The organism is Haliovirga abyssi (assembly GCF_030295325.1).
Classification (GTDB): domain Bacteria; phylum Fusobacteriota; class Fusobacteriia; order Fusobacteriales; family Haliovirgaceae; genus Haliovirga; species Haliovirga abyssi.
The window spans coordinates 1866534-1882123 of the sequence record NZ_AP027059.1; the positions used below are offsets into that span (position 1 = coordinate 1866534).

Sequence of the window (15590 nt, forward strand, 5' to 3'; positions counted from 1 at the left end):
TTTTTTCGTTAACTACTTGACCATTTTACCGCAGGTATTCTTTTTTGTAAACTCTGTTTTTTGTTAATTACAGGAATGCTCCTTATTTATATATTTTTTGTTAATTTTAATATTCAAATATATCTAATTTTTTCTCCAACTCTAAAATTATTTTATAATTATCTATTTGAACATTCTCATAAATTGGATTATTCTTTATATTTAAATATTTTAAAGAATTTAATTCTAACATCACTCTCAAATCAGTTATTAAATTATTATCTGCATATAAATTTTCTAAATTTGTCATATTCTGCAAATAACTAATCTCTTTTATTTTATTATAACTAAATTCTAATGTTTCTAAATTCATTAAATTTACTATTGGAAACAAATTATCAATTTTATTATTACTTATCATTAATTCTTCTAAATTTATTAAATTATCTAATCCATCCAATTTTATTATTTCGTTAAATTTCAGATCTAATATTTTTAATGCAGTTAATTTCTCCAATTTTGATATATCTTTTAATTGATTGTCAGACAAATATAATTTTTCCAATTTTGTTAAATTTTCAATACTAGAAATATCTTCTAACAAATTCCCTTCTAAATTTAATTCTTTCAAATTTACCATATCAGTTAAAGGTAAAATATTTTTTATACTGTTTTCACTTAAATCTAATTTTTCTAAATGTTTTAAATTTCCTAAAAAGCTTATATCTTCTATATTATCTCCTGCCAAATATAATTCTTTTAAGTTATTTAATTTTTTTATAAATTCAAAATCTTTATTTTTTAAATATGGCAAATATAATTTTTCTAATCCCATTAAATTTATTAATCTTTTTATATTGTCAATTTTATTCTGTATAATATCTAACTCTTTTAAATTTTTAATATACTCATCTATATTAAAATTCTCTATGTCATCTTTTTCTAAGTTTAATCTTTCTAAATTCTTAATATTTTTTAAAAATGAAAAATCTGATATTCTACAGTTTTCAATAGTTAAATCGTTTAAATAATCAAGTTTAGGAATTATAAATTTTATTAACGTTTTATTTTCTATACTTTCTATATATAATGTTTTTAAATTTGTAAAATACTTTAATTCCTCTATTAAATCAAACTTGTATATAAGTAAATTTTTAACCTGTTTTAAATCATTATAATAAATATTTCCATTTTCAGGAATATCTAATTTTGCCTTAATTACATTTTCAAAATGTTTATTATAAAAAAATATATACGTTTTAACAGTAGATAATCCTTTATCATCAAATGCTATTATTTTTAATTCTATTGTTTTATGTTCTAAATTATAGCTATGATTTAAATTCAACATCAAAAAATTTTCATCTATTTCTTCATCTATTTCTCCATCATTCTCCCAATCAATTTGAATCTTTTTTATTTTACCATCTATATCTAAAATATTTCCTGATAAATTTATATTATTATTTTCTCTTTTTCCAAACATATTTAATACTGGTGGTTTATCAAATTCAACTTCTATACTCTTACTTCTTATCCCCTCTACTTCACATTCTAAAATATATTTTCCGCTTTTATCTGTTGAAAAAAAATTGTTCTCAATTTTTTGCCTATTTACATAATAATTAATGTGATAATTTGTCAATATATCTCCATATTTATTTTTAACTATACCTTTTAATACTAATTTATCAGTTCCATCCGCTCTTATTAATTTTTTATTTATATTTAATTCTACTTTATCTATTTTTAGTTTCTCATTTAAAAAACATCCGCTTAGAAATAATATTAAAAATAATATTATTAATTTATTTTTAACCATATTAATCTTCTCCATATTCAATATAATATTCTATATTTTTGTATAATATTTATCTAATATATCTAAATTTAATAAATTCTTTGCAATCAAAACAACAATCATCTCACTTTTTTTAACAAAATCATAATTTTATTTTTAAGCTGTTCCTAAATATTGGATAATGTCCCTGTGATAAAAAACAGGCGAGATTGATAATTTGAAAATTTTAATGATAGTGATAAAATGTCCATAAAAAATAAGATTTAAAAGTCTTTCTTATAAAAACTTGGTACTCTCAAAAAAAAGAATATATATATAAATATTTGATGATAATAAACAACTTTTGCCATTTATCATCATCAAATATTTTGTTATTCTATTTTTCTCTTATTTATCTTCCACAACAATTTTTATATTTTTTTCCACTTCCACAAGGGCAAGGATCATTTCTTCCTACTTTAGTTTTTCTTATTGGTTTCTTTTTTACCTCTTCATCTTCTGAAGTATTATAATACATTGGTGTTTCTACCCTTTGTCTTTCTATAAAATCAGGTTTTTCTACTTTTATCTTAAATAAATATGATGTAGTTTCCTCTTTTACTGTTTTTATCATATCACTATATATTTCTGATGATAATATTTTATATTCTACTACTGGATCTTTTTGTCCATATGCTCTTAGATTTATACCCTCTTTTAAAGAATCTAAAACTTGTAAATTTTCTCTCCATCTACCATCTAATATTTCAATCATAATATACTTTTCTAATCTTCTCATTAGCTCTTCTGTAAATTCTTTTTCTTTACTTTCATATATGTCAACTAATTCAGAATAAATTTCATTTTTTATATCTTCAACATCTTTTTCTTTTATATTTTCTATATTTAGATCATACTCATATAATTCATATAATCTATCCTTTAATCCCTCTACATCCCACTCTTCAGGTGTTTCTCCTGTTAATTTTATAGTTGCTTCAAAGTCAGATGTAGATTTTAGCATATTTAAAACTTCGCTTTTTAAATTATCTTTTTCTAATATTTTATTTCTTTGGTCATATATAATTTCTCTTTGTTGATTCATTACATCATCATATTCTAATAATTGTTTTCTTACAGAAAAGTTTCTTGCTTCCACTTTCTTTTGTGCATTTTCTATAGCTTTTGTTATCATTGGATGAAAAATTGGTTCTCCTTCAGGTAAACCTAATCTCTCCATTACATTTCTTACTTTATCAGAACCAAATAATCTCATTAATTCATCTTCTAAAGATAGATAAAATTCTGTAGCTCCTGGATCTCCTTGACGCCCTGATCTTCCTCTCAATTGGTTATCTATACGTCTACTTTCATGTCTTTCTGTTCCTAATATAAATAATCCACCAGCTGCTAAAACTTTTTCTTTTTCAATAGAACAATGTTCTTCATGTTTCTTTAATAATTTTTCATATTCTTCTGTCCCTTCTTCTGCTTCTAATTTAGCCATAAATTCAGGGTTCCCACCAAGTACAATATCCGTTCCTCTTCCTGCCATATTTGTAGCTATTGTTACAGCTCCATATCTACCTGCTTGAGCTACTATTTCAGCTTCTTTCTCATGATGTTTTGCATTTAATACGCTGTGAGGAATCTTTTTAGCTTTCAAAACAGCAGATAACTCTTCTGAACTATCTATAGATGCTGTACCTACAAGAGTTGGTTGTCCTTTTTTATAAAGCTCAATTATTCTATTCACTATTGCATCTATCTTTTCTCGTTTTGTTTTAAATACAAGATCTGGATTATCTTTTCTTGCAATTGGTTTGTTTGTCGGCATTATAATTATTGGTAATTTATAGATATGCATAAATTCTCCTGCTTCTGTTTCAGCAGTACCAGTCATACCTGATAATTTAGTATACATTCTAAAATAATTTTGTAAAGTAATTGTAGCTAAAGTTTGATTTTCTCCTGCAATATCCACTCCTTCTTTAGCTTCTATTGCTTGATGTAACCCTTCAGAATATCTTCTTCCAGACATAAGTCTACCTGTAAATTCATCTACTATTACTACTTCTCCATCTTTAACTATATAATCTTTATCTCTTTTAAATAGTTCTTTTGCTCTTAATGCTTGATTTAAATAATGTGTTAATTCCACATTTTCAGGCGAATATAAATTATCTATTTTTAATATTTTCTCAACTTTTTTTATCCCAACATCAGTTAAAAGTGTAGAATGAGCTTTCTCATCTACCTCATAATCTGTCCCTTTTATTACTTGTATTGATATATCTGCAAATATTTTATACCACTTTGTAGTTTCTTCTGCTGCTCCAGAAATTATAAGTGGTGTTCTAGCTTCATCAATTAAAATTGAATCAACCTCATCCACTATTGCATAATTTAATTCTCTTTGTACTTTTTGACCTTTATCAGTTGTCATATTATCTCTTAAATAATCAAATCCAAATTCATTATTTGTACCATAAGTTATATCAGAATCATAAGCTTCTTTTCTTTCATCATTTTCTAATCCATTTAATATAACCCCAACTTTTAATCCTAAAAATTCATATATTTTTCCCATCCACTCTTTATCTCTTTTTGCCAAATAATCATTTACCGTTACTAGATGAACTCCTTTTCCAGTTAAAGCATTCAGATATACAGGTAATGTTGCAACTAATGTTTTTCCTTCTCCTGTTTTCATCTCAGCTATTTTTCCTTCATGAAGAACTATTCCTCCAACCATTTGCACATCATAATGTCTCATTCCAAGAACTCTTTTTCCAGCTTCTCTTACTACTGCAAATGCTTCTGCTAAAATGTCATCTAATGTTTCTCCATTTGCTAGTTTTTCTCTAAATTCTACAGTTTTAGCTTTTAACTGTTCATCACTTAATGCTTGAAATTGAGGTTCTAATTCATTTATTTTCTCAACTTTTTTTAACATTCTTTTTATTTCTCTTTCATTTTTTGTACCAATTATTCTACCTAACATTTTTTTCAACATAGTATTAACTACCTCTCTTTATTATATTTAGGAATTATTAAAAAATTATATTCTTATACTTTATAATAAAAATATTATTTTAAAACTATCCCTTTTTTAAAACAATTAACCTACAAAAACATTTAATTTTTCATAGATTAATTATAAAAATTATATTCTTCTAATTCTTGTAAACCCTGACATATCAATTACTTTATCAAATTTTTGCACTTTTTCTATTGCATCTAAAATAAGATTAACTCCCAAAGTATCACTTGACATATGACCTGCCATAATTACATTTATATTATGCTCTTCTGCTTTTTTCAAATGTGCTTCTGACATATGCATTCCAATTAAAGTTCCAACCCCTGCATTTTCCATTTTTTCATAAATAGAATCGTTTGCTTCTACTCCACCTGTAACATCTATATAAATTTTTCCAACTCTATTATCTTCTGTTCCTGATATGATTTTTGGTGCATTTTGATTTCTTGATGCTATTTTATATTCTTCTTCTTCTAATAATATTTTAATAATATCTTTTAATTTATAAGGCATTTTATTCTTAAACAGTTCATCTAAATATGTATGAACTGCATTATCTGCTGCTGTATGAATATTCATAAATGGAATATCTAAAATTTTAGCTGTATCAATAGCTCTATTATAATTCAAACTCATTAAACTTCTACCATATTTAACCAAAGATTCGTTTAATATTTTTTCTGCTGTACTTACTCCAACTCCAGCTTCTAATAATAGATCTTCTTGTATTTTTATCATTTTATTTAATCCAAATAAACTTTTCCCCTCTGGATGATGTGCTAGTACAAGGTCTATCTTTTCCCCTTTTTCTCTTAATCTATCTACAATTAAAAGTTCTTGTGCTTCCATATCTATTCCTACTGCTATATTTTTTATATCTAAATTTTCATCACCATATAATATATTTGAATCATTATATGGATTCCAAATTAAACTTTCATTAAAATACTCTTTATTTTCCTCTTTTTCATATAATTTTTTATTTTCTTCTAATACTTCCTTCACTCTATCTTTTCTTGGATCCGCCTTTATCCCTGCTTCTATTCCCAATTTAAATATGTCTATTAATTTCATTCTGTATTCCTCCGCTCTATTTTTTTATGAAATGTCTACATTCAGAATATATGCTATACACATAGCCCATTTTATGTAACCATTATAACATATTTTGCTTATAATTTTAAACTTTTTTTTATTTTTTTAAATTAGTTATTACAGTTCATATGTAATAATTAAAAACTTAATATAAATTACTAATTCTACTAATTTATACTTTCCCAGTAAGATATAAAAAGTCTTGCTAAATTTTAAAATCAGCAAGACTTTTTTATTTAAAAACAACCTAAAAAATAAGCTACGCTTCATCTGGTAAAACATAAATATTTTTCTAAATTTTTGGCTTCTGAAAAATTTTGCCTTGAAAAATCGCATATTTCAAAAAACGGCGTAGCTTATTTTCTGAATAAATTTATACTTTCCTAACAAATAAAAAATCATATCTCTTATTTTTTAAACGTTCTTCAATTCTTTTATAACTTTTTTTATATGTTGTGCATTTTTTTTGCTACATATAAGCAAAGAATCTTTTGTATCTACCACAACTAAATCCTTTACTCCTATAACTGCAATCACTTTTTCACTTTCTTTTTCTCCAACAACTATATTATCTTTACTATCTATATCTATTACTCTAGCATCTTTTACTATATTCCCTTTTTCATTTTTATCAAATACTTCATCTAATGCAGTATAACTTCCTACATCACTCCATCCAAAATCTACTGGAATCACTTTTATATTTTTTGCATATTCCATAACTCCAAAATCAATTGAAATTTTTTCAAATTCTTCAAATTCTTCCTCTATTCTTACTTTTTTTTCTTTAGGATCAATCTCTTTATTTCCCATTATAAGCTTTATCTCTTCTAACGTTTCCCAATGATTAGGCATAAATTTTTCTATACTTTCAAGGATTGTTTTAGTAGAAAATATAAACATTCCACTATTCCACAAATAATTTCCTGATTCTACATATTTTTCAGCTCTTTCTAAATTTGGTTTTTCCCAAAATCTAATTACTTTTGAAGCTTCTCCAATATAACATTCTGCTTCTGTTTCTATATATCCATATCCTGTTTCTGGTTTTGTAGGTTTTATTCCAAGTGTTATAATATTACCTTTTTTCGCTTCTTCTGCTCCTGATAATATTCTTTTTCTAAAATTTTCTTCATTTTTTATTAAATGATCAGAAGCTAATACTATCATCTCTGAATTTGGATATCTAATATCGATATTCAAAGCTCCATATCCTATTGCAGCTGCTGTATCTTTAAATGATGGTTCTATAATTATATTTTCTTCTGGAATCATAGGAAGCTCTTTTTTTATTCCATTAGCTTGTATTGCATTAGTCCCTATAAAAATTCGTTCTGCTGGTATTATTGGTAAAATTCTATCCACAGTTTCTCTTATCATAGATTTATCTGATACTAATTTCAATAATTGTTTAGGTTTTTCTTTTGTTGATAAAGGCCAAAATCTTTCTCCGCTTCCCCCTGCCATTATAAAAGCTGTTAACATAATTTTTTCTCCTTTCAGATATGTTTATAGTGATTATGTTATAATATTATCAAATCAGCTTGTTCTTGTCAATACTCTTAAATTTTAAACTTCTCTATTATACCATTTAGATTTTCCACTTTACTATTTAAATTTTCAGCACTTTCACTTATATACTCTATAACTTTCATTTGCTCTTCTATTGAAACATTTATTTCATTTATATCCTCTAATATTTTATTATTATCTTTTTCAATATTATCAGAATCTTTTAATATTAATTCGAAATCTTTTATTTGTTCATCTTCAACTAATGTTATATTCCCCATATTTTCTTTTATTAAATCCGCTGTTTTCATAATATTATTAAGTTTTGATTTTATTTCATTTATTCCATCTTGAGTCACTTTACTTATTCTTTCTGTTTTTTCTGTTTTATTAACTATTTCTGTATTTTTCTTTTCAATTTCTCCTACATATGATGATATATCATTAGCTATATCATTTGTTTCACCTGATAATTTTCTTATTTCTTGTGCTACTACTGCAAATCCTTTTCCTGCTTCTCCTGCTCTTGCAGCTTCTATTGCTGCATTTAATGCTAACATATCTGTTTGATCTGATATTGAATTTATTTTTAATAAAAATTGACTAATATTTTTTATATCTTCACTTAAATCCTCTATCAATTTAGAAATATCTTCACTATTTACAATTATATCTTTAACATCATTTATTAAGTTATTAGAAAAACTATATCCCTCGTTTGCAATACTAGACATTTCAATGCTATTTTCACTAGATACTGTTATCTTATTGCTTACCATTTCAACTTTTTTTGTCAAATCTTTTATTTTACTAGAAAACATTTTTATTCTACTTATATTTTCTTCTGAATTATTTTTAACTTTTATAGAATTCTCTCCTATACTCTCTACAGAATTTCTACTCTCTACAGAACTACTTACTAAGTTTTCAGCTTCTTTTCCAACTTCTAAGGTAACATTTTTAGAATTTACTATTATATCTTTCATACCTTTTATCATATTATTAAAACTATCTGCTAAATCTTTTAATTCATCTTTTGTTTTTATTTCTGCTACAACATTCAAATCTCCATTTTCAGCTTTTTTCATTAATGTTTTTAATTTAAATATTGGATTTGTTATCATAAATGATATCACTGCTGTTAATAATATTCCTATTAAAACTCCTATAACTAATATTATTATTACAAATGTTTTACTACTTTTTGCTTTTTTAGATATACCATTTTTTATTATTTCTGATTTATCTACAGTGTCGCTTACGTTCTTGCTAGTTACTTTTCTTAATTCATCAGTTATCCCTAAAGATTTATTAATATTTTCATCTACTTTAGATTGTTCTTTATAAATATCAACCCATTTTTCATTTTTAAAAGATTGATATTGGCTAATAGAATCAAATATTTTAGTATGAATATCTAGTTTTTTTCCTAATTCTATATATACTTTTTTTAATTTAGGATATTTTTCTAATTGTTTTTTTAATATAACCCTATATTTAGCTACTGCATCACTCCATTTTTTTGTATTTTCATTATAAGAATCACCTTTTAATATAAATGAATCTTTTTCATAGCCAATTATTTCTAACAATTTACTATTTAATAATTTAAAATCTGTCAAATTATATATATCACTTGAAAACATAACCGCTCCAAGTATTATTCCTCTATATTTTGTTTTTTTATAATATATTACAGCATCTTCTAAATTATTTTCACTATTTCTCAAATCTGAAGTTAATATCATACCACTATTTTTATCAAATTTTAAAGTCTTTGGCAGTTTTTTTAAATATGGATGAAATAAAACATTAAAATTTTTATCTAATATAATTCCATATCCTTTTTTTCCATATCCACCTACATAAAAATATTTTGATACATAAACATTTCCTTTTACAGTATTTGCAACTTGTAAATCTGTAAATTCCTTATTATTAACTATCGCTTTTTTTCTTCTTAGTTGCATCTCTTCTATTCTTATACTATTTTTAAGTTTTCTTTCTATTGTTTTATTTATATTACTTTTGTAATTTACCTCTAAATTTCTAATTTTTCCTTTTAACTCTTCAGTGGTAACTAATAATTTTTTTAAATTCTCATTATTAACATCTTCTTTAATTATAATGCTTTCTTTTAGAGCTATTATTTTTTCTATACTATTTTTGACAGTTTCTATATTTTTCTTTAAATCTACTATTTTATTATTATCTCCTAAGTCTCCTGCTTGAACATTTATAATTTTATGTATATTCTCTATCTCTCGTTTTGATTTTTTAATTTCTTTTAAATTATCCTCAAGAAGTATAGTCCTTTCTTTAACTTTTAAATTTAATATAGAATTTTCAATTTTCACTGTACTTTCTATCAACGGTATTGTATTTTTTAAAATTTTATTTGAAACACCAGATATAGTTTCAACACCTTTTTTCATAGATTGAACTTGTAATATACCGTTTTGCCCAATAAGAATTATTACAATAAGTAAAATCCCACCTAATAAAATTAACTTTTGTGATATCTTCATTTTTCCCTCCCATTTTTTGATTCCATTTACATATTTAATATTACTATGGAACGTTTAAAAAAATAATGTTCTCATATTTTGTTATAAAAACGCTTAAAACATTGCGTATTTTAAAGCAAAATGTGAATGTTATTTTTAAGCCATTCCTATATATATCATACTTTCAAATCTTTTTAATAAAATAAAACTCATTTTTAATTTTATTAAAAAGATGGCAAGCAAATTAATATTTGCTTGCCACACAAAGTATATGATTAAATCTAAAAAGATTATCTTTTCAAAATCATATTCTTATTGATTCATATCTGATATTTTCTTTTCTGCTAATTTTTGCATTCCTGCTGCGGCATCTTTTGCTGATATTTTATCATTCATTATATCTTCTTGGAATGGTCTAATTGCATCCCATATAGCTCTCATTTCTGGAACTATTGGCATAGGTTTTCCCATTAACATTTGTGCTACAGATCCTGCTAAGAATGGATCATTTTTTATAGATGGATCATTAGCTGCTTCTATATTTACAGGTAATGTTTTATCTCTTGTAGCTGTAAATAATTGGATATCTTTTCTTGTTATAAATTTAATGAATTTACCTGCTGCTTCTTCTACTTTTGGATCTAATCCTTCTGGTACAAATAAACCTTGGACAGCTGTCATTGGTGAATAGAATCCTCCACCTGGTACTTGAGGTACTTTAGCAAGTCCCATATTATCTTTTAATACTGATTTATAACTAGAATATGACCAATCTCCATTAATTATAAATGCTGCTTTTCCATCTTTAAATAAACTATCCGCTGTTCCATAATCAGCTTCTGTAGGAACTGCTTTAGATACATATTTTAAGTCATGTACAAATTGTAAAGCTTTTACCATAGCTGGAGTATCCAATGTTGGTTGACTATTATCATCCATTACCCAACCACCAAAAGCTCCTAAAAATCCTACAAACCAATATGGTTCATTTAAATTATATACTAATTTATATTCTGTTCCATAATCTGTAGCAAGTAATTCTTTCCAAGTTGTAGGTACTTTTTTTACATATTTTTTATTATATATTAGAGTCAAATGATTTCCTATTTGTTCTGGAACACCATATAATTCTCCAAAAATAGTTAATTGTTTTAAACTTGTAGGTATAAATTTTTTCAAAAATTCTTGATCTAAACCTTTTACTTCTGAAATTGGTTTAATTATACCCATTGTAGCATATACACCAACTGTATCTGATGGTCCTAATACTATTGCTGGTGGATTACCTGAAAATGCTGCATTTTGAAAATTGTATCTTAAATCTTCTGGAGCATAATGTACTCTTTTTACTGTAATTCCAGGATTTTCTTTTTCAAACATTGCTATTGCTTTATCATATGTTGGATCTATAGTTGATTCCCACTTTTCCCATATTTGAATTTCTGTTGAAAATGATAAACTTGTAACTATAAGCATAGCTATTAACATTAATAAACTTTTTTTCATTTCCTAACCTCCCATTATTTTTTTAATTTTGCTTTTAAAGCTTCTACCTCTTTCACTTTTTGTGCCATTAATTTTTTGTAAGTATTTTGCACTCTTCTAGTTTTTAATTCTGCCTTTGATAACTTTAATTTTAATTCTTCTACTTCTTTCACTTTTTGTGCCATTAACTTTTTATAAGTATTTTGCACTCTTCTAGTTTTTAATTCTGCCTTTGACAACTTTAATTTTAACTCTTCTACCTCTTTCACTTTTTGTGCCATTAATTTTTTGTAAGTAGATTGAACTCTTTTTACATTTAATTTTGCTTTTTTCAAATCTACAACTAATTTATCCAAACTTTTGGCATAAGCTCTATTTTCTTCTTGCAATTTAACAACTTGAGCTTTCAAATCTTTAGATGTATTACCTTTTTTAGATAAACCTGTACATCCTGTAAAAGATAATACAATTAAAATAGAAGCAACTGCAATTCCTCTTTTCATGTTTTCACCTCCCTAGTTTTATTTTAAAAAAATTATTTTCATTCAACACAAAAGTGTCTCTTAAATTACCATCTCTTAGAGAGTATACAACTCAATGTACCATTTGTCAACTTTTTATTCTTTTACGCCACCTAATGTAAGACCTGAAATCAAATATTTTGATAAATACATAAACAGAGCCATTGCAGGAACCATTACTAATATTGAAGCTGCAGCAAAATTTCCCCATTCAGTTTGAAATTGTCCAGCCATAGTTTGCAATCCCAAAGGTAATGTTTTTAAGCTTTCTTTTTGCATAAATACATTAGCTACTACAAAATCTGTCCATGAAGCCATAAATGAAAATAGTGCAGTTACCACTACTCCTGGTTTTACAAGTGGTAATATTATCTTATAAAATGCTTTAAATTGGCTAGCACCATCTATCATTGCTGCTTCCTCTAAGGTATATGGAATAGTATCATAGTACCCTTTCATTTGCCACACGCATAATGGCAAAGCTGTTGTAGTATACATTAATATTAATCCAAAATATGTATTAGTAAGATGTAATTTTGACATTACTAAATACATTGGAAGTAACAACATAGTTGCTGGAAACATTTGAGTTATAAGAAAAAATGTTAATCCACTCTTTTTCCCAGGAAAATTAAACCTAGAAAAAGCATATCCTGCTGTAGATGCAAATGAAACTCCAAATATAACAGTAAAGAATGATACTATTGTTGAGTTTTTTAACCAAATCCAAAAGCTAGCATGAAAAAATTTAGTTATTAAATCTGCTGAAGCATATTTGGGATCTAACCCTCTTAAAAATAAAATATTTTTAAAAGAATCAAAACTAGCATCTTTTGGTATTATTGCTAATGATGCTGTAAAAGCTCTATCTCCAGGTCTTAATGATATTGTTACAACTCTAAGTATTGGATATATCGCTAATATACTTGCAATTATTAATATTGTATGTATTATTATTCTTTTACTTAACTTGTCTTTCATTGCCATTATCTAACTCCCTCCTCTGCTTTAGTAACTTTGATTAATAGCACACTAAATACCATTAATATTAAAAATATAGCTACAGAGAATGCAGCTGCATAACCATATCTATATAAATTAAATGCAGCTTTATACACATATGTTACCAATATATCTACTTTCCCAGTAAGTTTATCTTGAGACATTAAATATATTACATTTACATTATTAAAAGTCCAAACCACTCCCATAATTACTGCTGGAGTCATTACAGGTTTTAATAATGGCAATGTTATATTTTTTATTTGTTCCCAAGAAGTCGCTCCATCTATTTCAGCTGCCTCATAATATGTTTCAGGTATACTTTGTAATCCACCTAAAGCTATCATCATCATAAATGGTATTCCTAGCCATACATTAGTTATTATTGCCCCTGTCAACATCCAATTAGCATTAGTAAGCCAAGGTATAGTTACTGTTGCATTTATATGAAAAAATCTCAAAACATCATTCATCATTAAGTTTATTGCACCATATTGACCATTAAACATACCCTTCCATACTAATACAGCTATAAATTGAGGTATTGCCCAAGGCATTATAATTAATGTTTGATATACAGGTCTCATTTTCATTTCTCTATTTAATAATATTGCAAGAAAAATTCCTCCTGTAACGTGGAAAAATATGTTTGCAAATGTCCATATTATTGTTCTCATAAAAACTTTCCAGAATAAAACATCTCCAAATATTGACAAATAATTTTCAAATCCATTATAATAAAGTTTATCCGCTTTTATAAATACTATAAATCTTTTTAAATTTAAATTTGAAAAAGATATCCTAAAATTATATAAAAATGGATATATAATTATTACCAAAACTATTAATACTGCAGGAAATAGCATATAATATGCGAATCTCTCTTTTTTTACCCAATTATATGTTTTAGTTATCTCTTTTTTCGTTTCTTCTATATTTTCTTTTACACTTTTCTTTTCTTCTTTTTTTAATCCACCTCTAATTATATAAATCAAAGATATTATATATACAGTAATAACTACAACGTGTTGAGTTACCTCTGCTACTCCAAGTTTATTAATAACAGATACTTTTAATCCTAAGTTATGTAATCCTATACCTAGTAATTTATCATATAATAATACTCCCGCAGTTAAAATTGTATTTAATGTTAATAAAAAATATAATCTTTTATAAGCTAATACCGCAAAAGCAAATATAAGAGATATTATTATCAAAGAATAAAATACAAAATTGCTTTTACTAAGTTCATTATCTGTTAATTTCTGATATTTCTTCACTTCTTTAAATTGTAATATTTTCCCTCTATATTTCTTCATGCTTATTGTTGTAGATAATGGAAATCTTCTAAAAATAGAATCTTTTTTCAAATCACTTTTTCTGTATTCTGTTGTTCTCATAACTTTTCTTTTTACTTTTTTATTATCAAGAACTCCACCTAAGTATGTATTTCTACTAAAAAACAGAGTAATCGCAAATAATAAAAACAATAAAAAAGAAGCAGTATATAAAGTAGTTTTATTTTGTTTCATTTATATTCCTCCTATAATTTCTTCTTATAAACTTATATTTTCTTCTGTCTCTTTGTCAAATATATGACATTTACTTGTATCAAACCATATTTCATATTTTTCTCCTGATTTTACTGTTACTCCTTCACTTCCCAATCTTGCTATATATTGATTTTTTCCCGGTGTGAAATATACAAATACTTCATTTCCCATTTGTTCTACTACATATATTTCTGAATTTACATAATTATCTTTTTCGTTTGGATGTGTTTCATGACTTCCTATATGTTCTGGTCTTATTCCAAACCACACTTCTTTCCCTACGTATTTTTGTACTTTGTCTGCTTTTTCTTTTGGCAATCTTAATTTCATATGTTCTGTTACTACATATGTTGTATCTCCTTCTTTTTCTAGTTTTGCTTCTACTATATTCATTGATGGACTTCCTATAAATCCTGCTACAAATTTATTTTCTGGTTTATTATATAAATTTAATGGAGTGTCTACTTGTTTTATTACTCCTAACTCCATTACACATATTCTATCTCCCATTGTCATTGCTTCTACTTGATCATGAGTTACATATATCATTGTTGTTCCTAATCTTTTATGTAATTTTGTTATCTCTACCCTCATATGTACTCTTAATTGAGCATCCAAATTTGATAATGGTTCATCAAATAAAAATACCTCTGGATCTCTTACTATTGCTCTACCTACTGCTACTCTTTGTCTTTGTCCTCCTGACATCTCTTTTGGTTTTCTATCTAATAGGTCTGTTATTCCTAATATTTCTGCTGCATCTTTTACTCTTTTATCTATCTCTTCTTTTGGTGTTTTAGCTAATTTTAGTCCAAATGCCATATTATCATATACGTTCATATGTGGATACAAGGCATAATTTTGGAATACCATTGCTATTCCTCTATCTTTTGGTGGTAACTCATTTACTATTGTATCACCTATTGCTACCGTTCCTCCTGTTATCTCTTCTAATCCTGCTATCATTCTTAATGTTGTTGATTTTGCGCAACCTGATGGCCCTACAAATACCATAAATTCTCCATCTTTTATTTCTAAATTGTGCCCATGTACTGCTTTGAATCCATTTGGATATGTTTTTTCCATATCTTTTAAAACTACTTTTGCCATATT

At 25.7% G+C, this 15590-nt stretch carries 10 protein-coding genes; all 10 read right to left on the reverse strand.

Translation table 11 applies throughout. The annotated features are described in order from the left end of the window. Positions 1-106 precede the first annotated feature (106 nt). Positions 107-1801, reverse strand: a complete 1695-nt coding sequence (locus tag RDY08_RS08280; RefSeq protein ID WP_307903902.1) for a leucine-rich repeat domain-containing protein — start codon at positions 1799-1801, stop codon at positions 107-109. 370 nt (positions 1802-2171) lie between these two features. Further along, positions 2172-4775: a preprotein translocase subunit SecA gene (gene secA / locus RDY08_RS08285; RefSeq protein WP_307903903.1), complete on the reverse strand. Its 2604-nt coding sequence runs from the start codon at positions 4773-4775 to the stop codon at positions 2172-2174. Between the two features lie 150 nt (positions 4776-4925). After that, on the reverse strand, positions 4926-5876 hold the full coding sequence (locus RDY08_RS08290) for a hypothetical protein (RefSeq protein ID WP_307903904.1): 951 nt from the start codon (positions 5874-5876) through the stop codon (positions 4926-4928). 435 nt (positions 5877-6311) lie between these two features. After that, entirely contained in the window at positions 6312-7382 is a 1071-nt protein-coding gene (locus RDY08_RS08295; protein WP_307903905.1) for a mannose-1-phosphate guanylyltransferase, read from the reverse strand. A gap of 77 nt (positions 7383-7459) precedes the next feature. Next, a complete protein-coding gene (locus RDY08_RS08300) occupies positions 7460-9937 on the reverse strand; it encodes a methyl-accepting chemotaxis protein (protein WP_307903906.1) in 2478 nt (825 codons plus the stop codon). Positions 9938-10228: 291 nt separating this feature from the next. Then, entirely contained in the window at positions 10229-11422 is a 1194-nt protein-coding gene (locus RDY08_RS08305) for an extracellular solute-binding protein (protein ID WP_307903907.1), read from the reverse strand. A 14-nt stretch (positions 11423-11436) separates the two neighbouring features. Next, positions 11437-11904 (reverse strand): guided entry of tail-anchored proteins factor 1, encoded by a 468-nt coding sequence (locus RDY08_RS08310; protein ID WP_307903908.1) that lies wholly within the window; start codon positions 11902-11904, stop codon positions 11437-11439. Positions 11905-12018: 114 nt separating this feature from the next. After that, positions 12019-12909: a sugar ABC transporter permease gene (locus RDY08_RS08315; RefSeq protein ID WP_307903909.1), complete on the reverse strand. Its 891-nt coding sequence runs from the start codon at positions 12907-12909 to the stop codon at positions 12019-12021. Then, positions 12909-14456, reverse strand: a complete 1548-nt coding sequence (locus RDY08_RS08320) for a carbohydrate ABC transporter permease (protein ID WP_307903910.1) — start codon at positions 14454-14456, stop codon at positions 12909-12911. The genes RDY08_RS08315 and RDY08_RS08320 overlap by 1 nt, the downstream gene beginning before the upstream one ends. Positions 14457-14480: 24 nt before the next feature. Continuing rightward, a complete protein-coding gene (locus RDY08_RS08325) occupies positions 14481-15587 on the reverse strand; it encodes an ABC transporter ATP-binding protein (protein WP_307903911.1) in 1107 nt (368 codons plus the stop codon). Positions 15588-15590: the final 3 nt, after the last annotated feature.

What these genes read in the sequence shown, in the direction of transcription:
- RDY08_RS08280 (WP_307903902.1), bottom strand. Translation starts at nt 1,801, where the DNA reads ATGGTTAAAAATAAATTAATAATATTATTTTTAATATTATTTCTAAGC.
- secA (WP_307903903.1), bottom strand. Translation starts at nt 4,775, where the DNA reads ATGTTGAAAAAAATGTTAGGTAGAATAATTGGTACAAAAAATGAAAGA.
- RDY08_RS08290 (WP_307903904.1), bottom strand. Translation starts at nt 5,876, where the DNA reads ATGAAATTAATAGACATATTTAAATTGGGAATAGAAGCAGGGATAAAG.
- RDY08_RS08295 (WP_307903905.1), bottom strand. Translation starts at nt 7,382, where the DNA reads ATGTTAACAGCTTTTATAATGGCAGGGGGAAGCGGAGAAAGATTTTGG.
- RDY08_RS08300 (WP_307903906.1), bottom strand. Translation starts at nt 9,937, where the DNA reads ATGAAGATATCACAAAAGTTAATTTTATTAGGTGGGATTTTACTTATT.
- RDY08_RS08305 (WP_307903907.1), bottom strand. Translation starts at nt 11,422, where the DNA reads ATGAAAAAAAGTTTATTAATGTTAATAGCTATGCTTATAGTTACAAGT.
- RDY08_RS08310 (WP_307903908.1), bottom strand. Translation starts at nt 11,904, where the DNA reads ATGAAAAGAGGAATTGCAGTTGCTTCTATTTTAATTGTATTATCTTTT.
- RDY08_RS08315 (WP_307903909.1), bottom strand. Translation starts at nt 12,909, where the DNA reads ATGGCAATGAAAGACAAGTTAAGTAAAAGAATAATAATACATACAATA.
- RDY08_RS08320 (WP_307903910.1), bottom strand. Translation starts at nt 14,456, where the DNA reads ATGAAACAAAATAAAACTACTTTATATACTGCTTCTTTTTTATTGTTT.
- RDY08_RS08325 (WP_307903911.1), bottom strand. Translation starts at nt 15,587, where the DNA reads ATGGCAAAAGTAGTTTTAAAAGATATGGAAAAAACATATCCAAATGGA.